19 protein-coding genes are annotated in these 24104 nt (G+C 46.7%); 4 read left to right on the forward strand and 15 right to left on the reverse strand.

Annotated features, from left to right (window positions below; genetic code table 11):
* Position 1 precedes the first annotated feature (1 nt).
* The 5 genes from gspG to gspC are packed head-to-tail and all read right to left on the reverse strand — an operon-like array spanning position 2 to position 6219.
* Positions 2–442 (reverse strand): type II secretion system major pseudopilin GspG, encoded by a 441-nt coding sequence (gspG, locus tag MARGE09_RS17205; RefSeq protein WP_236984042.1) that lies wholly within the window; start codon positions 440–442, stop codon positions 2–4.
* A 35-nt stretch (positions 443–477) separates the two neighbouring features.
* Positions 478–1737: a type II secretion system inner membrane protein GspF gene (gene gspF, locus MARGE09_RS17210; RefSeq protein ID WP_236984044.1), complete on the reverse strand. Its 1260-nt coding sequence runs from the start codon at positions 1735–1737 to the stop codon at positions 478–480.
* A 9-nt stretch (positions 1738–1746) separates the two neighbouring features.
* Positions 1747–3273, reverse strand: a complete 1527-nt coding sequence (gene gspE / locus MARGE09_RS17215; protein ID WP_236984046.1) for a type II secretion system ATPase GspE — start codon at positions 3271–3273, stop codon at positions 1747–1749.
* Between the two features lie 10 nt (positions 3274–3283).
* Positions 3284–5248: a type II secretion system secretin GspD gene (gspD, locus tag MARGE09_RS17220; RefSeq protein WP_236984048.1), complete on the reverse strand. Its 1965-nt coding sequence runs from the start codon at positions 5246–5248 to the stop codon at positions 3284–3286.
* 11 nt (positions 5249–5259) lie between these two features.
* On the reverse strand, positions 5260–6219 hold the full coding sequence (gspC, locus tag MARGE09_RS17225; RefSeq protein ID WP_236984049.1) for a type II secretion system protein GspC: 960 nt from the start codon (positions 6217–6219) through the stop codon (positions 5260–5262).
* Between the two features lie 306 nt (positions 6220–6525).
* On the opposite strand from gspC, the gene MARGE09_RS17230 reads away from it, so the two are divergent.
* On the forward strand, positions 6526–6777 hold the full coding sequence (locus MARGE09_RS17230; RefSeq protein WP_236984051.1) for a hypothetical protein: 252 nt from the start codon (positions 6526–6528) through the stop codon (positions 6775–6777).
* The gene (gene gshA / locus MARGE09_RS17235) at positions 6774–8381 is read left to right on the forward strand and encodes a glutamate--cysteine ligase (RefSeq protein ID WP_236984053.1); all 1608 of its coding nucleotides are present in this window, start codon (positions 6774–6776) and stop codon (positions 8379–8381) included. Before MARGE09_RS17230 ends, gshA begins: the two co-directional genes overlap by 4 nt.
* Positions 8382–8421: 40 nt before the next feature.
* Here gshA and MARGE09_RS17240 read toward each other — a convergent pair whose 3' ends face one another.
* Positions 8422–10215: a BamA/TamA family outer membrane protein gene (locus MARGE09_RS17240; protein ID WP_236984055.1), complete on the reverse strand. Its 1794-nt coding sequence runs from the start codon at positions 10213–10215 to the stop codon at positions 8422–8424.
* 41 nt (positions 10216–10256) lie between these two features.
* On the opposite strand from MARGE09_RS17240, the gene MARGE09_RS17245 reads away from it, so the two are divergent.
* Positions 10257–11924 carry a di-heme-cytochrome C peroxidase gene (locus MARGE09_RS17245; RefSeq protein ID WP_255711696.1) on the forward strand — a complete coding sequence of 556 codons (1668 nt, stop codon included), beginning with the start codon at positions 10257–10259 and terminating at the stop codon, positions 11922–11924.
* A 12-nt stretch (positions 11925–11936) separates the two neighbouring features.
* Here the strand turns inward: MARGE09_RS17245 and MARGE09_RS17250 are convergent, their stop codons facing one another.
* The 8 genes from MARGE09_RS17250 to MARGE09_RS17285 form a co-directional block, all read right to left on the reverse strand.
* Complete coding sequence (locus MARGE09_RS17250) at positions 11937–12962, reverse strand: NAD(P)H-dependent glycerol-3-phosphate dehydrogenase (protein ID WP_236984057.1); 1026 nt, start codon at positions 12960–12962, stop codon at positions 11937–11939.
* A gap of 93 nt (positions 12963–13055) precedes the next feature.
* The gene (htpG, locus tag MARGE09_RS17255) at positions 13056–14957 is read right to left on the reverse strand and encodes a molecular chaperone HtpG (protein ID WP_236984059.1); all 1902 of its coding nucleotides are present in this window, start codon (positions 14955–14957) and stop codon (positions 13056–13058) included.
* 101 nt (positions 14958–15058) lie between these two features.
* A complete protein-coding gene (locus tag MARGE09_RS17260) occupies positions 15059–15385 on the reverse strand; it encodes a DUF4156 domain-containing protein (protein WP_236984061.1) in 327 nt (108 codons plus the stop codon).
* A gap of 38 nt (positions 15386–15423) precedes the next feature.
* Positions 15424–16398 (reverse strand): FHA domain-containing protein, encoded by a 975-nt coding sequence (locus MARGE09_RS17265; RefSeq protein ID WP_236984063.1) that lies wholly within the window; start codon positions 16396–16398, stop codon positions 15424–15426.
* On the reverse strand, positions 16383–17705 hold the full coding sequence (locus MARGE09_RS17270; protein WP_236984065.1) for a S1 family peptidase: 1323 nt from the start codon (positions 17703–17705) through the stop codon (positions 16383–16385). Before MARGE09_RS17270 ends, MARGE09_RS17265 begins: the two co-directional genes overlap by 16 nt.
* Before the next feature lie 16 nt (positions 17706–17721).
* Complete coding sequence (gene rrtA, locus MARGE09_RS17275) at positions 17722–18360, reverse strand: rhombosortase (RefSeq protein ID WP_236984067.1); 639 nt, start codon at positions 18358–18360, stop codon at positions 17722–17724.
* A gap of 12 nt (positions 18361–18372) precedes the next feature.
* On the reverse strand, positions 18373–19782 hold the full coding sequence (locus tag MARGE09_RS17280) for a DUF945 family protein (protein WP_236984068.1): 1410 nt from the start codon (positions 19780–19782) through the stop codon (positions 18373–18375).
* Positions 19783–19798: 16 nt separating this feature from the next.
* Positions 19799–20581 carry an AsmA family protein gene (locus MARGE09_RS17285; RefSeq protein WP_236984070.1) on the reverse strand — a complete coding sequence of 261 codons (783 nt, stop codon included), beginning with the start codon at positions 20579–20581 and terminating at the stop codon, positions 19799–19801.
* 800 nt (positions 20582–21381) lie between these two features.
* Between MARGE09_RS17285 and MARGE09_RS17290 the strand changes: the two genes are divergently transcribed.
* Positions 21382–22086: a GntR family transcriptional regulator gene (locus tag MARGE09_RS17290; RefSeq protein ID WP_236984072.1), complete on the forward strand. Its 705-nt coding sequence runs from the start codon at positions 21382–21384 to the stop codon at positions 22084–22086.
* A 77-nt stretch (positions 22087–22163) separates the two neighbouring features.
* Here MARGE09_RS17290 and MARGE09_RS17295 read toward each other — a convergent pair whose 3' ends face one another.
* On the reverse strand, positions 22164–23819 hold the full coding sequence (locus tag MARGE09_RS17295) for an electron transfer flavoprotein-ubiquinone oxidoreductase (protein ID WP_236984074.1): 1656 nt from the start codon (positions 23817–23819) through the stop codon (positions 22164–22166).
* Positions 23820–24104 lie beyond the last annotated feature (285 nt).

A 24104-nucleotide genomic window follows, 5' to 3' on the forward strand; every position in this document is an offset into this window, starting at 1 on the left:
ACTAGCCTTCTTTCTCATCCCAAAAGCTAATATCAGCGGCGTCACCTTCGCCGCCTTGCAGACCATCAGCGCCATAGCTAATAATGTCAAAGCCTTTGCCGTTATCCGAAGGGCTCAAGTAAATGTACTCACGCTCCCAAGGGTCTTTAGGCATTTTTTCTAGGTACCCACCATCGCGCCACTTACGCGGCACCGGCTCACCGTCAGGCTTATTAACCAATGCATCTAAACCTTGCTCGCTAGTAGGATAGATATAATTATCTAATTTGTACGTTTGTAGTGCGGTTTTGATAGAGGCAAAATCATTGGTAACTCGCTCTCGCTGAGCCTCTGCAATGTTGCCAAACAATGCCGGACCCACAACGCCGACCATCAAACCAATGATCACGATAACTACCATGATCTCGATCAGGCTGAAACCGCCCTGCTTTGCACGAGTCATAAAATCTCCTAATAAGTATTAAAAATAATGGCTTATTAAACCATTTGATTGAGTTGAAACATGGGCTTAAGAATGGCCATCACAATAAAGCCGACCATCCCCGCCATAAACAAAATAGTCATGGGCTCTAGTAAGCTCATCATGGTAGCTAGCGTAAACTGCAGCTCCCTTTGTTGATTAGACGCGGCATAAAGCAATTGTTCCGAAAGCTGGCCATTTGTTTCGCCGCTAGCCACCATTTGTACCAACAAGGGTGGGAATTCATCGACTTGATCCATCGCTTTAGCCACCCCCATGCCCTCCTTAACTGATATGGCAACTTCTTTGCCGGCGGCTTGGATATGCCGATTAGTCAAAACCTGTGCGGCAATGCGCAGGGCCTCCAACACGGGTACGCCACTTTTCACCAGTAAACCTAAAGTGCTGGAGTAACGAGCTGCTTCAGCCGTTCGATTAAGCTCACCAAACAACGGGATATTGAGCAGCATTTTGTGCCATTTAAGCTGATTTTTGGGGTTTTTAAGGTATTGCTGAACACCAACAACAATAGCCGCAATCACGCCGATAGTGATCAGGCCATAATTAAGAATAAAATCACTCATGAAAATCAACATCTTGGTGGAAAACGGCAATTCCGCTTTTTGATTTTCAAACAGACCAACAAGCTTTGGCACCACAAATGCCATCAGCGCAGTAACCACACCAATACTCACCACAAAAAGGATGAGCGGGTATGTCATAGCCCCTTTCACTTTTTGACTGGTCTCTTGGCTGCTTTCGGTATATTCGGCAAGCTGCTCTAACACCGGCCCCAAAAAGCCAGCGCTTTCACCAGCCTTAACCATGGCACGATAAAGATCGTTAAAGGTCCGAGGGTGCTCTGCCATCGCTTGTGTTAACGACAACCCTTCTAGCACCCGAGAGCGCACCTGCAAAATCATGGCCTTTATTTGAGGTTTGCGACTTTGATTTGCACAGGCCTGTAAAACCTCATCGAGCGGCAAGCCCGATTGCACTAGCGACGCAAGTTGACGAGTTACAAGCGAGGTATCTTTTACGCTCAGCTTTATGCCGTTGGACTGCCCAAAGCCGCTCAGTAAACCAGCCAAGCCGCCAGTGCTTTGGCTCCCTTTCGTTTTGCTAGGAGTGGCTCTTTTTACCGAGCTTTTAACCTCTAGCGGGCGCAAGCCTCGCTGGCGCAACTGCGTGCGTACCTGACGCTCGTTATCGCCCTCGATAACACCTTTAACCGTTTTCCCTTTCGCATCCAGGGCTTGATAACTAAACGCTGCCATAAAAAACCATTAATGTGAGGAGGTGACACGAAGAAGCTCTTCAACAGTTGTGATCCCGGCAAGCACTTTTGCGCGACCATCAGCTTCTATCGGCTCACAATACTGACGGGCATGAGCTAGCATTTGTTGCTCACCCACCCCTTCATGAATCAATTGTCGCAGGCCGTCATCAACAGGGATAAGCTCGTAAATACCCGTACGGCCACGATAGCCACCGTAATTACACTTCTCGCAACCAACCGCCCTAAAAATTTTACTGTTTTTTGGAATCTTAATGCGCTCGCACTCAGATGCACTGGCATCATGCGGCTCTTTACAACTTGAACACAATACGCGCACCAAGCGCTGAGCAATCAACGCCTCTAAGCTTGAAGACAATAAGAAGGGCTCAATACCAAGGTCACCCAATCGGGTAATTGCACCAATTGCGGTATTGGTGTGTAACGTGGACAACAACAAGTGTCCCGTCAAACTCGCCTGTACTGCAATTGCAGCTGTTTCTTGGTCACGAATCTCACCAATCATTACGACATCTGGATCTTGTCGCAAAATAGCGCGCAGGCCACGCACAAAGGTCATATCCACTTTGTTATTTACTTGCGTCTGACCTACGCCAGGCAGCAAGTATTCAATGGGATCCTCCACCGTTAATATGTTGCGATTGGGGCTATTAAGATAACTTAAGCCAGAATATAGCGATGTTGTTTTACCCGAGCCGGTCGGCCCTGTAACCAAAATAATACCGTGCGGCTTGGCTAGCGCTGCTTGAAAATGCTCTAGCACCTGGGCCGGCATATTAAGCTGCTCTAATTTTAGCGCACCGGCAGATGAGTCGAGAATCCGCATTACAGTCCGCTCGCCGTGGGCACTTGGCAATGTCGAAACCCGAATATCAACAGCGTGCCCAGCTAGCTTTACAGTAATACGACCATCTTGTGGAATCCGCTTCTCAGCAATATCCAAGCGCGCCATAACCTTTAAACGAGACGTTAAAACTGGGCCAAGCTGAGCTTTTGGGGAAAGCACCTCTTTCATAACGCCGTCAATACGGAATCGTACAGATACGCGATGCTCGAAAGGCTCTACGTGAATATCGGAAGCGCGCTCTTGCACAGCCTGCGAGAGAATTGCATTAATAAGACGAATAACTGGCGCATCACCTTCACCGCTAAGCAGCTCACCATCATCTGGAATATCTTCTGCTAGCGCCGACAAATCAAATTCGGCGCCCATGTCGTCTGCAGCTTGCTGCGCTTCGTTGTCACCGCTTTGATAGTGGTGGGTTAGCCTTTTTTGAAACACCTCTGTTTCAAGTGCTTCAAGGCGCAGTGTATCACCAGTATAGCGGCGAAGTTCCACAAGAGTTTTGAGCGAAGGCGTGCCGGTATAAAACACCGTGCCATCTTCAATTAATACCGAGTTTTCAGAGGCAAAACCAAATGGCAGGCGACCCAGCTTGATCTCTTCCTCATCTTGAAGCTCCGAGTAGCCAGAATCTTCAAACTCCTCGGCTAATGTTTGCTCTAAATCGCTCATTTATGCGCCCCTACTCTTCAGTAGTCACAGGAGCAACAACAGGAGATAAATCGTATTCCGACATATCCGGCAACAAAGGCATGCTGTTTTCTTTGACTCGCATAAAGCCGCGGTCTCGCATATTCAATTGCTGGTCTCGTATATATTTATACTTTTCAGCGGTTGCGCCCGTTAATGCAGAATCGTCACGAATTACGGTAGCGCGAATAAAAATCATCAGATTCGTTTTATCATTTTTATCCGAGTCGGATCGAAATAAGCGCCCAACCAAAGGGATGCTGCCAAGTACAGGGACCCTGCGCTCACTATTCACAGCTCGCTCTTGAATAAAGCCGCCCATAACCACAACTTCGCCATCAGCCGTGAGCACTTTAGTTTCTATTTTACGCTGATTGGTAATGATGTCGGCAGCGCCATCGGCGCTTTCAGAAATGCTCGATATTTCTTGCGATATATCCAGTACGACCTTATCGCCTTCGTTAATTTGAGGTGTTACTTTTAGGGTAATACCAACATCTTCACGCTGAATTGTCTGGAAAGGGCTATTCACACCGGTACCCGAATTAGAAAAGCTTCCTGTTACAAAAGGAACATTCTGACCAACGGTAAACGAAGCTTCACTGTTATCCAGTGTTAATAATGTTGGTGTTGATAAGATATTTGTTTTGGTATCACCTTCCATTGCATCAATGACAGCATTGAAATCTACGTTTTTATTCGTACCAACAATACCCAACACTTGGCCTGTTGTACCCGCAAGTGCTGTCGCTAAATCTGTTAACGCGCTGATATCATCGGCGCCATTCTCAACCGCGCCGCCAAATGCAGCCGCTGCTAGCGGCCCGCCGCCGCCATCTGAGGCGCCGTAGGTGCCATTTTCGGTATTGCGGAACATCCACGAAACCCCTAAATCCAACTGGGCACCATCTAGCGTCTCAACAATAATTGCCTCTACAAGCACTTGCGCGCGTCGAATATCCAACCGATCAACCACTTCCAACAACGAATTTAAAGTGTCGCCTTCGGCAGTAATCAAAAGCGCGTTCGTGTCCTCATCGGCCTCCACTGTTGCACTTGCATTCGCGGTATCGCCTTTACCGCCACCAGGGCCAAGCTTGGATAAATTAGAAACAATTTTAGTCAGCACTTCTGCTGTTGGTTTAGCCTTTGCGTAATCCAAATAAATAACACGAACATTGCCTGTTTGCGGTTTGGGCTTATCCAGTTTACGCAATAAGATTTTAATGCGTTGACGCTGTAGCTCTTCACCTGTCACCAAAACGGCGTTGTTGCGCTTATCGGCAATTAGCGTCACAGTATTCTGCGAGCCGCTACGCGCTTTTTCGTCTTTATCGATTTTAGTAAGCGTTGTGACCATTTCGTCGGCACTGGCATAACGCAATTCAACAACATCGGTAACCGGTGTGGCTGACTTATCAATGCGCTCAATTAACGAGCGAATTCGCGCGATATTATCGATTGAGTCCGAAATAACAATAGAGTTAGAAGGGTCGTAAGCCGCTAAATGTGAGTGCTGTGGCACCAACGGGCGAATAACCGGCAACACCTTGGCTGCAGCAATATTTTGCAGCTGAATAACCTGAGTAACAAACCCCTGCTCTTTGGTTGCCTGATCCGTCACTGGTACAGGGGAAGAGCGCGCATCTTTTAATGGTACTACCCGAATAACATCATCAACTTCTACCAGCGTGAAGTCATGAATCTCTAGTACTGTACGAAAAAGGTGCAGCAGCTCTTCTTCGTTGAGAGGGTTAGAAGAAATAACCTTGACACGACCTTTTACCCGCTGATCAATAACCGTCGTTTTGCCTGTTACATCTGCAACAAACTTGATCACTTCTTCGATATCAGAATCTTTAAAATTCACTGTCCATGTTTGCTCAGCCCAGCTAGCAACGCTAATTGCAGCAAGTAATGAAAACACCGATCCAGCTTTTATTATACGTTTAAGCACCCACTCGTCTCCTAACCAGAACTCATGCGGATTTGGATAAATTGCGTACTACCGTCACGCATCACCTCAAGGTTAGCCTCTGTGGCCGTTTTTAATGCTTGGTAGACTTCCCGAACTTTTTGAGGCTCGTTCACCTCAATTCCATTTACTGACACAACAATGTCGTTGTTCTTGAGGCCAACCTGATCAAATAGTTCACGCTTTCGACCAGGGCGCACCTTATAACCAATCATTTGGCCATTTTCTGTCGCCACCATAAAGCGTACGACATCACCTATCGACTTAATGTCTTTAACAGCGCTTTCGTCGACTTCAGCTTTAATAACATTTTCGTCCGGCCTAACTGCCGGCTGAGCAACCCGAGATGGCCTAGCCTTGATTTTTTTATCGTTCTCGCCGTACAGCCACAGCTTCTCGGCTTTACCGTTGTTGTCTAAGATAATCCAGAGGTCGGCAATATTTTTAACGGTAACACCCCTAACACCTGGCACCGCATCACCTATTTTATAAAGCGCTTGCGAACTCGCCTCGCCGATAATGGCCCACGACTTTGCAGGATCGTTACTGGCTACCACGCCTTGCAACTTTAAATTCAGAGTAGTTTCTTTGACAGGCTGATTAGCCTCTTGCTCAAGGCGCTCTTTTTCGAGCTGTGCTAGCCTATCTCGCTCGGCAGTGGGGTCGTATTCGCCAAATAAATTGTTAATGGCCGCTAAGTCCACCACGGCACCCGCAACTTCCGCTTGAGTCACCGCAGATTTAGGAACAACATCAGCAACAGGCTGAGCAGGTACGGGTACAACGACCCAAAATAGTCGTGCAAGCGTGTGGCATATCCAAAGTGCAACCAGCACCATTACAAGCTGGCGCCAAAGGCCAACAGGCACCTTACGAATGGCCTCGCCGAATTTAGCTGAGTAAGCTGCTGCGGCTTGCACAATTGGCGCTGCTTTTAGCGATTCGGCAGTCACCGGCTTTCTCCATTATTATTGATTACTAGTTCAGCCAAGTGTTTAACCCTTAAACAAAATGCACATATGGCAGCAAAACATCGGGCTTGGCATCGCTGCAAGCCGCACAATATCGCGCATATGTTGTTTACATGCAAATAGTTAATATTAAATATAGCTTGTTAAAACCAACTTTTGGGCAACAAAGCACAAACTCAATCGTCGAGAACTTTTTCTGCTGCTTGTTCTCAATATACGAGGCCGCTATGCTGCCATACATATTGATTTTTCACCCTTATCTTCCAATAGCTTAATTGACAGTCAACCATGACAGAAGTTTATCTTTTACAAAATAATGACGGTTTATTTTTAAATAAACACCAAGAGTGGGTTGATGGCAGCGACGCAAGCGGCCTTTACAAAACCACCTTCAAAGACGACGCTATCAACACCAAGGTAGAGCTAACCGTTAAAAATCCACAACTGCGCATCAAGACACTACTATGCGCAACCAACGACAAAGGCACCCCCTGCCTGCCAACAGCACCAGAACCCACAGAGAATCCAGTGCAGCAATGAGTACTCTAACGCTCGGCCCCTTGGCAAAACACACACTTAATACTCTAGCAGAAAAGCCCAACCACCCTTTAATTTGCGGCTTATTGCGGGGGGTTGAAAAAGAAGGCCTTAGGGTCACCAATGCCGGTAAGCTTAGCCAAGCGGCCCACCCTAAGCGCTTGGGTTCGGCACTTACGCACCCGCATATCACAACTGACTTTAGTGAAGCCTTACTTGAGTTTATTACCCCCCCCACACATATCAGCCAGCACACACTGGAAGAGTTGTGCAATTTGCACAACTATAGCTACGACAATATCGATGACGAACTGATATGGCCTTTGAGTATGCCTTGCGCACTACCAAGCGATGATGACATTCCTGTAGCGCAATACGGCAGCAGCAACCGAGCCACCATGAAAACCATATATAGGGAAGGCTTAGGTTTACGCTATGGCCGTACCATGCAAACGGTTGCCGGCCTGCATTACAATTTTTCGCTGCCGCGCGCATTCTGGGCCCATCTGCACAAAGAAGAGCAAAGCACGCAAAGCCTAGACACCTACATTACCGAAAAATACTTTCACTTGATTCGCAACTTTCGGCGTTATTACTGGCTGCTTATCTACCTATTTGGTGCATCTCCCACGGTAGACGCAAGCTTTGTTGCTGGGCGCAACCACAACCTGCAAAATATGGGTAAAAACACACTTGGTTTACCTTATGCCACCTCCTTAAGGATGGGTGACCTAGGCTACCAAAGCTCGGCTCAATCATCTCTTTTTGTTTGCTACAACACACTAGCGTCCTATACCAGCACGCTAAGCTCAGCCATTCACACCCCCTATCAAAACTACGCAAACATAGAGAGCAACGGCAAACGGCAGCTAAACCAAAGCCTCCTGCAAATTGAAAATGAATTTTACAGCCCTATTCGCCCCAAGCGCACAGCACACGCCGGTGAAACCGCGCTCACAGCCCTATGCAAACGAGGTGTGGAATATTTGGAAGTTCGCTGCTTAGATCTAGACCCGTTCAGCAGTGTAGGCATTGCCGACTCATCAATACGCTTTTTAGATACATTCTTGGTTTATTGCCTTTTGCTTCCCAGTCCAAAATGCGATGCCAAAGAATTCGAAAACACAGCGACCAACCAAAGCACCGTGGTCACACAAGGCCGCAAGCCCAACATAGAGCTAATCAATACCGACAAGCAAGCCATTAAACTGAGCGATTGGGGGGTAGCGATCTTAGAGGGTATGCAACCTATCGCCGACATGCTAAATGCCGCTTCCAGCGATGGTAATGCACACACCGCGGCCATTGAGACAGCTAAAAATAAGCTTCGACACCCAGAAAAGACACCCTCTGGACAAGTGATGGAAGCAATAGGCAACGGTGCATCACACATAGAATTTGGCCTAGCACAGGCCGAATCCCACAAAGCCGCATTCAACCGCAAGCCACTCGACAATGCACTTTATAAACGCTATAGCGATATGAGCGAGGAATCATTGCAACTGCAATATACCGAAGAAGCTGGCTCGCAAAAGCCTTTTGATCAGTACCTAAAAGATTACTACCAGCAATATCAGGATTGCTGCAAAGAGTTAGAGCCAGCATAAGCCGCCTGTGGCAGATCCAAATCTGCCGCCGCTTGGGCAGCTAAAATCGCTGCTCCGCGCGCAACAGCAGCTGATAATTACCAGCTTCTTTTTTGTAGCCTGTAGGCGCAGCTAAATCAATATGCACAATATTACTGACGTGGGTTTTGCTAGACATTATGCGCAAGCCCACACCGACATTACTGAGCAGCTCACCATCGTAACCGCCGTTATCAATGGCAAAATGGTCATTCCGTAGCGTCGCAACATCAACGTAGCCCACCCAACCGATACGAATAATATTTAGCAAATGCCAATCGGTGTGATAACGGTATTCAAAAGAGCCGCCATAAACCTTATTACCCAAAACATAATCTGCAGGATAACCACGCACCAAGGCTGCCCCCCCCAAACTCAATGCATCGTGAATACCTGCTACTTGGCTTTGCTGGTACTTACCTATAGCCACTAAACGCTGACGCTCATCGAGCAACCAACGATAATCTGCGGACAACAAAGCAGAATAGTAAGTATCGCTTTGCTCGTTAACCGAGCCGTTGTCTTTGTAATGAATAACATCCAGCGAAGATACAATAGAAAACACGGCTTTCGGTAAAGTAAATAACTGTTTGTAAGTACCACTACCAACAACGGCTGCGCGCTGATTCTTATTTTCTGGGCTATAACCCATAGAAGCTTGCCAATAGGCGCCTACGCGTAAATCTTCAACCGACTCGATATAGTTGATGTTTTTCATTACGACATAATCAGTCGATTGATGCTCCAAGGCCAGCCACGGAAAACTTAAATCATCGAGCTTTTGAGGTTGCAAAGCATCCTCACCAGTAAAGCCTGCATATAATTCTTGTCGCTGCGTAATACCGGCATAAATGCGGCTAACACTACCGGCATTAAAACGCTGCTGAAAAGCTGCAAATACCGTTTTTTCATCGCTATCAATATCATATGCCGCAACCTCTTTGCCGTTTTGCTCTGTAGTGACACGGGCACGATTTTGGTCAACACTGAATTCAAAAGATGACACCGTCGCGTCGGTATAAAAGGGTTTGGCAAAACGAAAAGACCGCGCATAACCATCGGAGTTGTCACTAAAGCCAAACCCTAAAGATAACGGCTTACCCAAGATATAATCTTTTTCAAAACGGTAAGCGACAGAACTGCGCTGGTCGTCCTTTGTTAACACCACTGAAATTTCGCTACCCGAGCCTAAAAAGTTACCCTCTACAAGCCCCACTCTCGATTTGCTTTGTCCGCCCTCGCGGCTAGCGCTAACAATGGGCTGAGTAGTCCAAGCATCTTTGGTTACAACTAATAAGTGAACCCTGTTATTGCAAGTTGCAACGGGCATGATAAAAGCATCCGACAAATACGATTGCGCACGTAAATTTCGCTCGGCTTCAGTTACCGTTGCAGGATCGAGAGCATCGCCCTCTGCAAATTGCAATTGCGGGCGCAATGTTGACTCACGCGTACGCATATTGAGTGAATTAACAAAGCGATAAAGCGGGTTGTTTTCATCAGGGTTTGCAACATCAAAAACATCAACCCGATCAAACGCAATGGTTTCAATGACCATTTGCTGATAATCAGAAAACCGATTATCTGAATGGCGATTTGATAATAAATGCTGCTGATATTCACTCCTCGATACATTAAAAGACAGGCAGTCGTCTTTAGCCGAAAATTTATCAACAAGTAAAGGCTGTGCACATATGGGCGCCACTGGCACCAAAAGTAACAATAAAAGGCTACTTACCGTGTATTGCCGCGCAAAACCATACACCAAATGCACATAGGCTTGCGCTCGCTTGACGAGGTTATACACTAAATTCACAGATCAACCATTCTGACAACTAACTCCCAAAAGACACTGACATGATACGCACTTTGCTTAAAGGATTTACAGCACTACTTATCGTCATAGTCATCATTATTGCTTGGGCGCTGACAATCAACAAACCCCAGCAGCACAAATTTAAGCATTACAGTTTGCCTGAGGAGATACGCACACTCCAACAAAACTGGACCGCAGACATTCGCCAGCAGATGAGCCACACAAGCTTCGGCTCACAAATTCTCCCATTAAGCTGGCTATTAAATCTAGAACATCCTTACAAGCCAAGCATGCTTATAGATGCCAAGAATATGGAAGCCCTTGGTTTTATCCCGCAACAACATGCCACAAACAACACCTACGGCCTCCCCTTAGGCTTTAGTATTGACGCCAAAGAAAGTGAGGATTGGGCTGGCCTTACTTGCGCCGCCTGCCATACAGCCATAGTAGAGTTTGGCGCCCACAAAATACTCATTGACGGCGGCGCGGGGCAATTGGATTTTGTCCAATTCGAGCAAACGCTTCTTCAGGCGGTAGGGCTTACATTGCGCGACTCAGAACGATTTGAACGCTTCGCCAAAGCCATACCTAACATCCCCACAACAAAACTCAAACAAGCGCTTTCGCAATGGCACAATAAAACCGCCAAGCGCTTGGCCATCAACAAAACACAAACGCCATATGGCTATGGCCGACTAGATGCATTTGGAATCATATTCAATACCGTCGCGGTAGATGCTTTGGGCGTTGCGACCAACGTTCGCGCACCAGACGCTCCGGTTAGTATTCCCGTACTATGGGACGCATCACACCTTGATGTTGTTCAGTGGAACGGCTCTGCCCCCAACAAAGAGCCCGGACCGTTAGGACAAAACGTGCCTACCGCTCTGGCGGTCTACGGCAACATCGTAATGGAAGCTAACTCTTTTGGCGGCTACTCCAGCTCTGTGAGAGTCAAAAACCTTGGCTACATGCAAAGCCGTTATTACAAGCTTACCGCCCCTTCTTGGCCTCAAGACTTACTCGGAGAGCTCAACCAAGAGCAAATGCAACAAGGGGAAAAACTGTATCAGGCGCACTGCCAACAATGTCATATCGTTGCAAATAATATAGATGACAAGCGCCAGTACACCGCAACACTAATCCCAATCGAGAGCATTGGTACTGACCCGGTAATGGCCAATAACTTTGTCGACCGCAGGGTTAGTAGCGGCTTTTTAGCCGGCAAAAACTTAGCCATTATCGGTGGCGGGAAGCTCGCTGACGAAGTAGCGCCCATTGACCTTGTGATTAATGCCGCGGCAGGCGTTATGTTAAAGAAACCATTTAATACGCTGAGCGCACTGGCCGCCGAATTTCAATTCAACCTACCTAGACCAACGTTAGAAAATAAAAAAGTCTATAAGGCGCGGCAGCTAAACGGTATTTGGACGAGCGCGCCATACTTACACAACGGGTCGGTACCTAGCTTGTGGGATCTACTTACCCCAGAAGAGCAACGGCCAACACTTTTTTATACTGGAAGCCGTCAACTGGATACCCGAAAGGTGGGCTACCAATCAACAATTACAGAGGGCGCACCGCTACCTGCCGCGACAACGCTATTTGATACCTCACTGTACGGCAACAGCAATGCTGGGCACAATTTTGGCACCACATTAACCGCTGTAGAAAAGTGGGCGCTAATCGAATATTTAAAAAGCCTGTAATACAAACCAAGGTTAGCGGTCGTATTCTACGTCGGTATTTGCCTCGCCTGTCATTAGCTGCTGAATAATACTTTCTATATTTTGTTGCATAAACAAAACAGCATATAACGCTTGCACTAAAGGCATATAAACACCGAGCTCATCCGCTTTGTGCTTAACTGTTTTCAAGGTATTCACACCCTCCACAGCTTGGCCAATATCGCTAACGGCTTGATCTAAGGATTGCCCCTTACCTACCGCATAACCTGCCCGGTAATTACGGCTCATATCAGAAGTACAGGTTAAAATTAAATCACCAACGCCAGCTAAGCCTAAAAACGTCATGGTATCGGCACCTAAACAATTGGCAAAACGGCTCATTTCCGCCAGGCTTCGCGTTAAGATCATCGCTAAAGTATTTTGACCACAACCTAATGCCGCAGCCATGCCAGTAATGATTGCGTAAATATTTTTTAAAGCGCCAGCCAGTTCGACACCGTAACGGTCTGGGTTGGAATAAACGCGAAAAGTCCCCGACGAAAACACACCAGGTATTAACTCCAGCACCTCTTGATGCTCGCTGGCTACAACACTTGCAGTGTATTGATTATTCACAATTTCAGCCGCGAAGTTAGGGCCACTTAAAACACCTATTTTGACATCCTGCAGCTCTTGTTCGAGTATTTGGCTCATCAAGGTAAAACTGCCAATCTCTATACCTTTAGTCGTACTAACAACTATGGTGCCAGGCTTTAATAAACCAGAAACTTGCTCAGCAACTTCACGAAAAGATTTACTCGGAATAGCAATGACCACTAAATCACAACCTTCAACACATTGCGCTAAATCGCTGCAAAATGCTAAATCTGAGTGCAATTGGTAATTCGGTAAATATTGCCGATTACAGCGCGTTTCACGACACTCTTGCGCTCTTGCTTCATCGCGTATCCACAGGCGCGCCCGATGGCCATTTGTCGCGATAATATTGGCTATTGCCGTACCAAAGCTACCACCACCCAATACGGCAACACGCCTTACACTTTCAGAACTAAGAGCCACAATTCATCCTCTCGATTATTCGTATCCACCCAATACAATAAAAAACCCCGAAAGCTGATGCTATCGGGGTTTTGTTACAGCCATTCTAAAAAATTAATTGCTCAATTCAAGCAATAATTTATTCAGGCGTTGTACGTACGCGGCTGGATCATTCAAACTGCCACCTTCGGCTAAACTTGCTTGATCAAACAACACTTTCGCCAAATCAGCGAAGCGGTCTTCATCAGGCTCTTGATCCAGTTTATTCACCAGCGGGTGCTCAGGGTTTAATTCTATCGTTGGCTTGCTTTCTGGTACGGCTTGGCCTGCAGATTCCAACAAACGGCGCATTTGCGCACCCATTTCGTCATTAGCTACAACCAAACACGCTGGCGAATCCGTTAAGCGATGGGTAATGCGAACAGCGGTCACATCATCGGCCAAGACTTTAGTCATGCGCTCGGTTAAACCTTCAAGTTGCTTTTCGGCTTCCTCTTGCGCCTTTTTATCCTCTTCGGTTTCAACAGCACCTAAGTCCAACTCGCCCTTGCCAACATCTTGGAAAGACTTGCCATCGTATTCGTTTAGGTGTCCCATTAACCAATCATCTACACGATCAGTTAACAGCAGCACCTCAATGCCTTTTTTCTTAAATACTTCTAAATGAGGGCTATTTTTTGCTGTGTTATAGTTGTCGGCCACAACATAATAAATTTTATCTTGGCCTTCAGCCATGCGCTCGATGTATTGATCTAACGATTGATCCTGCTTGCCAGACTCGCTCACGGTTGAAGTAAAGCGCAATAACTTGGCAATTTTTTCGCGATTAGCAAAATCTTCGGCTGGGCCTTCTTTCATGACCTCGCCAAATTCAGACCAAAAGCCAGCGTATTTTTCCGCATCTTTTTTGGCCATTTTTTCCAGCATATCAAGCACACGCTTAGTTAGCGCAGATTTCATGCTATCAATATTAGGGTCTTTTTGAAGAATTTCTCGCGAAACATTCAGCGACAAATCATTAGAGTCGACTACACCTTTAATAAAGCGCAAGTACAACGGAAGAAATTGTTCGGCCTCATCCATAATAAACGTGCGCTGCACATACAATTTTAAACCGCGCGCCGCATCGCGATATTGAATATCCATCCCCGCCTTAGAAGGTACATAAAGCAAACTGGTGTAATCCAACTTACCTTCAACGCGGTTATGGCTCCACGTTAATGCATCTTGGTAATCGTGGCTAATGTGCTTATAAAATTCTTGATATTCTTCGTCTTTTACGTCACTGCGCGAGCGCGTCCACAGCGCCGTTGCACGGTTGATGGTTTCATCTTCAGGCGCTTTTTCTTCGCCTTCTTCAGCCTCAACCTGCTTTTCCATAATAATCGGCAAAGAGATATGATCTGAATACTTTTTAATAATTGAACGCAAACGCCAGCCATCGGCAAAGTCTTCTTCACCTTTTTTAAGGTGCAAAACAATTTCAGTGCCGCGCTTTTCTTTATCTACTGTAGCAACAGTATATTCAGCCTCGCCTTGGCTTGCCCAATGTACGCCATTTTCAGCCTTATCACCGGCGCGGCGCGTAAACACTTCGACTTTATCAGCAACAATAAACGCTGAATAAAAACCAACACCGAATTGGCCAATCAGTTGTGAATCTTTTTTCTGGTCACCTGACAAATTCTGTAAAAATTGCGCAGTACCTGACTTGGCAATGGTCCCTAAGTGCGCGACAACCTCGTCACGATTCATACCTATGCCGTTATCGCTAATGGTGAGGGTATTAGCTTCTTTGTCAAAGGTAATACGGATAGCCAGCTCTGGATCGCTTTCGTACAAATCACCGTTAGCCAAAGCTTCGAAACGGAGTTTATCGGCAGCATCAGAGGCATTTGAAATCAACTCACGCAGGAAAATTTCCTTATTGGAATAAAGCGAGTGAATCATCAAATGGAGTAGTTGTTTGGCTTCGGTTTCAAAACCTCGTGTTTCAGCAGCTGCTTCGACTGTCATTATCAGGCTCCTATCATTTGCAGTGTTTTGTTATGCATGAGAATGGTAAGTGCCTGCCAAGATGGGGTTAGCCTTTCTTAATTTCAAGGGCTGCCATTTGATTAATGACAATCGTAAACATGGAATTGCTGCTCGCCATCGGTCAGCTGGCCTTTGGCAACAATGGTATCACCGCCCATCACGGCAGCTTGATTCTTTGCCAATGTAATCAACTCGTTGGCTTGCTTATCTTCTGAGCGCCCGACAACAACGATTTTAGATAATGTTTTCGAGGTCGTTTCACCAATTTTACCGCAGCCACCGACAGCCTGCGCCTTAACCAGTGCAACGTATTGCGAATCAACACTAGGGCTTACCCAGCTACAACCCGAGGCCGTAGCCGCCACCGTTAACACTACCGCACGAGCAACAACAGATTTCAGTTTCATAAGGGGTTCTCTTTTTATATTAGGTGAATTCAAACGATTTACTCTTTTGACGCCGGGCCATCACTGAGACCATAAAGGGCTTGCGCCTCAAGCACAAAAGCACTGGAACCAATGGCGGAGCGATAATTGCTGGCAGGCGCCACTAAAACCCTCTGGTAAGGCACTCTAGCGACAGATTCTGGACGATCGATGTAAGTAATTACAAGGTTCAAGACCATCGCACTAGGCACTAACAGAGCCGCAGCCACCCGGCCTAGCCACATCAGGCGAGTTGCCATAGCGACACTGGCCAATACTGCAATAAAAAATACGCTCGCGGTCAGCATTGTGTTAACAACGCCCCAAACGGCTTCTGAAGGCAAATGGTAAGCAAACCAAGGCACGGTAAAACTCAGCGCCGACAACACGACAACCCCCGCCCCAGCAACCAGCGCTTGCGTTACAAAGCGGCCATCACCGCGCAAAGCTCGCCCAACTGATGCCCAAGCAACACCGTAAGCAAATACCGCCGCAACCACATACAACGATTCAAGACTGTAACGCTTTAATGCCGTAGCCACTGGCAGCGCCAAATAAGATTCAACAATACTCACAATAGCAACGATAACCGCCATAACAACAACCACAGGCCAAATGCTAACCGCATGTATAAACCTATGCCGCAGCGTAAGCGCTTGCGCCTCGGGCACGTGGTGCGCGCTGTGGCAAAGCCTTAAGCGAGTCCGACCAATAACAATAATGTCGCCACTGGTTAATTGCGCCTTGCCGTGAAGCCGATACTTTTTACCGACAACAGGCTCAACCCACACACCGTTTTTAGAACCTAAGTCCACGCACTGTATTGCGTGCGTTAACTCATCAACACTTAACTGCACATGCTGCGCATCGACGAAAAGATCATCCACAATTAACGCCTGATCAAACCCTCGACCAACACTAACAACTGGCTCGCAAAAGCGATTTAGCGTTAGTACATGATTCGACCGATTAATACGCTCTACAATGAGGGCCATGCTAGCACCTCCGAAAAATGCGCCAAGAGTTGTTGCGCAGACGCCTGCGTAACACCCGATAGCGTGTAATGCGCCATGACTGACTCGTGATCACGATCGACAGAAACAGCCATATAAAAAACATCGTTCAAGCCTTTCAGCTTTTTATAGGGGCGAACACAATAACTCACTCGGGCTCGCAGCCCTTGCGCATTCTCTACTTCACGATCTAAGCACCGGTATGATGCCAACTGCTCTGTTGGCCCTCGATTACCGGGTACCGCGTGACCCGTTTCTTGTGCCAAATATTGGTACACACTAAAAGACGGCCAGCTCTTGGCTTCGAAGAACATATACTCGTACTCAAAATAGCCCGAGCTAAAACCGTGTGATAAATACAGTGCCTGACCGCTATGACAACCTCGACTTACGGTAAAAGTCTGCGCTTTCTTGTCTTTATCGCTATTACCCCAACACTCTAACCAAGGCAGCGGCGAGCTGGAAATCATCACTCCACCAAGCTGTGCCCGCTCCCATTCGGTATCCAGCGCGGCAGCAACCATCGACGATGTATGCGAGGCAATTTGATCTGCAATGCTTTGCAGTAACGGCTCGGCGCTTGGCGCTTCCTGATGGTTTACCAGCAATGCACTTAATGCACTACCTGGCACCAAAAAACCAATTTGGTTACCCGAAGTAGCAACATTTACCCCAACAACCTGTGAGTTTTTATTCACAACAGGCCCGCCACTCATCCCTGGATTAATCGCCCCACTAAAATGTATTTGTTCGACAAAACGGTGCTCAACCAAGCCATTGAAGTTGCCCTCAACAACCGTCATACCGATATCGTGCGGGTTCCCTAACGAATAGAGTGTCTCGCCTTTTTCGGGCAGACCTGAATCCAAAATAAAAGGCCGCCCAACTAAACCCGCCGGTTCTACTGAGTCTATAGATTCAGTTTCGTCAGCATCAGGATCTTCCGCAATCGCGAGTAACGCTAAGTCGTGAACAGCATCAACAGCCACAACATCAAGCACCCAGGAAGTATCGTCCTTTTCTATTTCAATACGGTATTTTTCAGGCTCAAATATTTTTGAAGAAACAACATGATAATTGGTAGCCAGCAAGGTGCCATCAGCAATAATAAAACCCGAACCTAACGAGGCTTGACTGCCAGAAGCCAATTCAATAATGCGCACTTGAAACACAGACTCTTGAAACGCGGCATAAACGCCAACAGCATCATCCGACGCCCTAGCGCCCCCTGTCACAAACAGCAATGCAAGCACGACTATTTGAAAAAAACGCTGACTACAGTATTGCAAATTAACGCCTCATTTTTTATTGATCAACAATCCAAGGGCTTAGAAACCCAGAAATATTAAATTTTGCACCGAATAAAAATAATACAACGACAACTATGCCGCCGATGGCTCCCCACAAATGCGCATCAACAGCGACCAAACCTCCTATAGAGTCAAGCAGATAGGTGTTGTCAAAATGCGGCATTTGCTCAAGAACAATTTTGCCCATTAAAAAAGCGCCCAACAGCGCTGCAAATAAACGGTTTTCCCACCAATACCAAATTACCCCTGCCGCATAAAAACCATACAAAGCCCCCGAAAACCCACGGTAGCTCATTGCATCGCTGGCGGTAAATACCAAGGCAGCACTAACCACGATCGGCAACACCAAAAGTAGCACGATTAAAATGCGCCCGGGCAAAAAAGCCACCACCAACAACCAAAGCACCACGCAACCCGCCACATTCATCAATGCATGTATAGGCCCAAGGTGAACATAATGAGCAGTAAACCAACGATAGGAGGCAGCATGCAGCGGGTGCAACTCTAAAGCTTCAATCACAACCTCGGGAAGAGCCCCCAGCACCAGTAAAACCACGCAAAAAAACAAAAAAGCCACGTGTTTATAACGCGGTTGACTAGGGACAACAGCTTCCAATATGGGAGAGATAAACATACGAATTAAAATTTAAAACGGCAACGGCATTGGCTGCCCATTTAATAGCGCCTGCCCTTTTTTATAATCGAGCTCCACACTATAACGCTGGTTTTGCAAGACAGTAAATTGTTGCGCGACTATCAGCCCTAACAGTTGCTCGACTTGCTCATCCAGTAATACCGAACGTTCTGCCTCAGTAAGATCTTGAATACCATCCTGCTGATTCATTTGTTCGGCCATATAACGGCGCGCCAGCTGAGAAACAACCTTCTCATCAGCCACAGCCTCTAAAGCGAAAATAAGATAAGGCAACACAGCCATAGGATTTTGGGGCGTTAAATTAGCAGCTGCTATAGCAGAACCCTCTACCGATAAATTTGCCTCAGCAGAAAAATGCCCTTCAGGGGAATCAAATTCTAAGGCCTCTAATGATATTTCTGGCGAGTAAGGCAATAGCTGCGACAATACTAAAGCCCCGACATGTTCCTGCCAATAACTTGGCCCTGCAGCATCAGGTGCACTTGCAATAATGTTTTGATATTGCTCGATAAACACCAAACTAATATTTTCGTAAGCGACATCTAACACCATGTTTTTAATATCAACTTCGGCACTGGGGATAACAAACGTATTTAAAGAAAAGGACGAACGGGTACCAAATAATGTTTCTGCGTCATCCAACCACGTATTTCCTGTAATTAAAAATTCCTCAGCGACAAAACCCATCGACGCATCGTCAGCGTTTTTCGAAGAGGCCTTACCTATGGATAACTTAAATGCCCCCGGCGCCACATTTGCGCGCTGCAATTTCGCTAGGTTAACAGATACATCACCACCTACAGCCTCCAAAACAATCGCATCACTAGCAGGCTCACTAATAAACTCAACACTAGGCACCTCAAAGGCATAACTTAGCACCCGATCGATCCCTACACTACCAACACCTCGGTAAGCTTGTACCACCAGCTGTACATCGCCCTCTTTATATTCGAACGGTAACCAACGGTCTTCTATCTTGGTATGACCATGTAAACCCATTCGCGCATCGAGCTGATATATCGGCCCACCCTCTTTTACACTAAGGACCCGCTGCAAATACTCCTCATCTTTATCTTGCAAACTCACCTGCAAGTGGAACCAACCCAATTGTATTTTATTTCCCAACAAAACCGGTCCATGCGAAAGTTCTACATTAAAAGGCAAGGCAACATCAAGTGACTCAGAAAGAGGGTTTGCCCCTTTAAGCACCACATGCAATACGCCATCACTTTTAAACCAACCGCGCTTGTACTCGCTCCAGCTTGCAGCGTACTCCGGTAGCTGATCAATATAGGTTGCCATACTTTCCATATAACGCTGTGTTTGCCAACCCATATACCCAGGCACAGCAACCAGTAACGGAAAAATTAAAAACAACAGTATTGAAAGTATTTTTTTCATACAGATATACGCAGGCTTAACGCCCAAACATTCCTTTTAGTTTATCAACAGTGGCCTTTGTATCTTCATCTAACTCGTCCTCTAATTTGGCCTTTACCTTATCTTCGACCTCTGACTTTGCGACTTTTTTTAGTTTTGTTTTAGCTGCTTTTTCTGCACTGTCTAAAATAGGCTCTAGGATTGCTACGGCCAGCTCACTGGCGGTTAGGCCTTTATCGCCACCCAAATTATTGCGCTCTAATGCTGGAATATCTAAGGTATAACTGCCGTAATTCTCGGTGAGTAAGCTCATACTATTATTCTTAAAAGACAAATGCTTCAATATAAAGCGCGGCTCAGGCGCATTACCAGAAGCCTCCGCTTCTTCATTTTTAGCGCCAGAAGCCTTGCGCCCCGTAAATTGCTTTATAGCATTGTGCAATTCCTGAACGTTCGTCGTTAACCCTTTTTGCTCGGCAACCAAGCTAACGCCCTCTACGGTAATATCGTCCAATACAATAATGCCAGACTTTAAAGCGCTAGGGTCTAGCTTTACTCGCAGTACGTCTGCCTTAAAAGCGTGAGCAGACGTAAAGCCCTCAGGGTTAGCCACTTCGAAGTTATTCAGCTCTGCCAAGCCTTGTAATAGCTTAATATTCACTCCACCCAAATTAACCGGCGTCAAAGTAACCTCTGGCCCCTTGGTCTCTACCGCATCCTCTACAATGCCCTCTAAATTCATCAAAACCGCAAATACAGCTCCAACAACAAGCATCACCACAAGCAAAACAATCACTAATGTAATTTTTATAGCCTTCATACATCCCCCTAAAAAATTGTTGACCAACAATCTGCGCAATTACTCCAAGCCCAACACAAGCAGCCACGCTCTCATTGCGCTGTCGAAAAAGCTAACAACGCACTCATTATCGCCAAATAATCCCAACGCGCACCACCTTTAGAGCGCAAGCCAAAAACTTTCTGACACCCAACCAAAAAACAGCCAGACGGCAGCTGCCGCTATAGTGCTTAACCTAGCGTTAATCAGCAAGTTTTAAAGCGTATTTAGCTTTTTACAGCGCAGCTTAAACCTTTGCATTAATAAGATACGCAACCGCATCCCGGTGTTATAAAGGCATCAAATATGCTCCACAACGACGAAGGTGGCACCACTTCTGCTAGTAGTTTGTCACCGATCAGCAAAGAGTGACACTTACGTAACCCAAGCACTTTTTGGCGTCGAAAATTGTCACGTTTTGCCATTTTTAACGCGCATAAAAACAAAACGTAATGGTTTAGCCCAATTGCGGCCAATAACGTCGACATTAAGAAGACCCAGCGCTAAAGCTCAATATCTAGGCAAAAAAGCACCAAAAATAAGATATAAAGGTGTTTTTCGCGGGCTGGGTCACAACAAATGGATAGCGTAATACTAGAACTCCGCCACACTATTGCTGCGGAAAATTCCATTTGATATAAACACAGACAGGGAAAGCACAGAAGTATTTGATGAATGCCGCCAACTGCAATTTGGCAGCACGCATTTAACACAATAAAAAAACTGCTCGGCTGAACCAAGCCACCAAGGGCAACAAGTCGTACCATCGGGACACACTAACTATGAATAATTTAGCTGAACAGTACAGCGATGATGCCATCGAAAAAGAAGGCATTTCACGGGTTGAGTGGGTTTATAGAACCCTTAAGCAGTCCATACTCACCAACGAGTTTTACCCGGGCTACCAAGCACTAGAACCTGAGCTTGCTAAAAATCTCGGCGTTAGTCGTACGCCTGTGCGCGAAGCGCTCATTAGGCTTGAAAATGAAAGGTTAATCGAGCTAATACCACGCCGAGGCATGCGCGTTATTCCGCTAGTGCCCGAAGACATGTGGGAAATTTACCAACTTCTCACCAGCCTAGAAGTTACCGCCGTCGAAATTCTCGCACGCAAGCGCCCTGCCCGCGCAGAGCTAGCAGAACTAGAACAAGCCATCGACGATATGGAAACAAGTCTTAGCAAAGACAACCGCGAAGCTTGGGCCAACGCCGACGATCGCTTTCACCGTTTGCTAGTCGAAAACTGCGGCAACAATCGCCTTGCTTTAATGGCCGCTACCTTGCGCGACCAAGCACATCGCGCACGCTTAGTCACACTTAAGCTACGCGAGAAATCGACACAATCAACCAAAGATCACCGCAGCGTGCTCGAAGCCATTATTAGTGGTGATTGGGCTACAGCCACTCAAACTCACGAAGCACATCGCCGCAATGCAGCTGCCGCGTTGGTAGGCATTCTTGAGGATTTTAAGCTTCCTCATTTATAAAGCTCAGACTTGTGTGAGCCTTATTTCAGTTTTAAGACATTAAAAAAGGCGCATAGCGCCTTTTTTAATGTCTTACCTTACATATTCGGATAGTTAGGGCCGCCGCCCCCTTCTGGCACCACCCACGTTATATTCTGCGCAGGATCTTTAATATCACACGTTTTACAGTGCACACAATTTTGCGCATTAATCTGGAACGCCTGACCTTGCTCGCCATCAACGATCTCGTAAACTCCGGCCGGGCAATAGCGCTGCGCCGGCTCGTTAAACTCAGGTAAATTATTCGCCAACGGAACAGTTTCGTCCGCAAGCTTTAAGTGACTGGGCTGATCCTCTTCATGATTTGTATTCGACAAAAACACTGACGATAATTTGTCAAAACTTAATTTGCCATCCGGCTTAGGGTATGCAATTGCAGAACACTGTGAAGCCCGCTTTAATGTTGCGTAATCGGGGGTTGAATCAGATAACGTCCAAGGCAAGCGGCCATTAAAGAGATTAATATCGATAAAGGCATAAGCGCTACCAAGCACATTACCCCAGCGGTGCTGCGCGGGGCCAAAATTGCGCTGCACATACAACTCTTCATAAGCCCAAGACGCCTTATAAGCAGCATCAAAACCAACGAGGTCGGTATTTTCATGTCCCGCCGCCAAAGCCTCATTAATGATCTCGGCAGCCAGCAAGCCAGATTTCATAGCAGTATGCGAGCCTTTGATTTTCGCAAAGTTTAACGTCCCAGCATCGTCACCAATTAATAAACCACCAGCAAAATGCATTTTAGGCTGCGACTGAAGCCCGCCCTTGGTGATGGCGCGCGCACCATATGCAACCCGCTCACCACCTTCAAGATGAGCAGCAATACTTGGATGGTGCTTATAACGTTGAAACTCATCAAACGGGCTAACATGGGGATTGCTATAAGATAAGTCGGTCACCAAACCCACAACAACTTGGTTGTCCTCTAGATGGTATAAAAAGCCACCGCCGTGAGTGCCAGATTCATTCAGCGGCCAACCCGCGGTATGCACTACCAAACCAGGGCGCGATTTTTCTTTGCTGACCTGCCACAATTCCTTAATACCTAACCCATAATGCTGAGGCTCTTTACCGGCATCTAGATTAAAACGCGCGATAAGCTGCTTACCTAGATGGCCTCTACAACCTTCCGCAAAAATCGTATATTTTGCATGCAGCTCCATGCCAGGAGCAAAGCTCGGTTTGGCCTTTCCGCTTTTCCCAATACCCATATCGCCGGTCGCTACGCCATAAACACTGCCATTTTCGCGATACAAAATTTCACTGGCAGCGAAACCTGGAAATATCTCTACCCCTAACGCCTCGGCCTGCTCGGCCAAAAAGCGGCAAACATTAGCCAAGCTAACAATATAATTGCCTTCATTTCGCATGGTTTTAGGAGCAAACAAATGGGGGATTTTTTTACTGCCTGCGCCATTGAGCAATAATATTTCATCCTCAATAACCCGCGTTTTGACTGGTGCATCCATCGCTTTCCAATCGGGGAATAACTCAGCCAGAGCCTTCGGCTCAAGCACGGCACCGGACATGATATGAGCACCGACTTCCGAGCCTTTTTCCAATACACAAACTGAAGCATCCGGGTTCAGCTGCTTAAGCCGACAAGCAGCACTTAAACCCGCAGGGCCGGCACCAACCACCACCACATCATAGGGCATAGAATCACGCTCTACTTGTTGCTCTTCACTCATCATGTTCCCCTTCAATTCCAGATTACATCGCCGCTAAATAGCGAATAAACAAAACCTAAAAAGCACAGCTTGTAATACGAGTATAAGAGCCACTAAGCCCTCATACCAGCTTCACCTCACCTTGCCAGCAAACTTAAACACCCTGCCCGCCTGTATTTGCCATTCAGTTATTCTGTGGCCAAGCTATACTCCAGTGATAACACGCGAACTTTTCAGTATAACCACGGCCATAAATACGAGATGTACAAATTGACCATTAACCCGTTAAGCTGGCAACAAAGCGTTACC

The sequence above is a fragment of the Marinagarivorans cellulosilyticus genome, from assembly GCF_021655555.1.
GTDB lineage: Bacteria > Pseudomonadota > Gammaproteobacteria > Pseudomonadales > Cellvibrionaceae > Marinagarivorans > Marinagarivorans cellulosilyticus.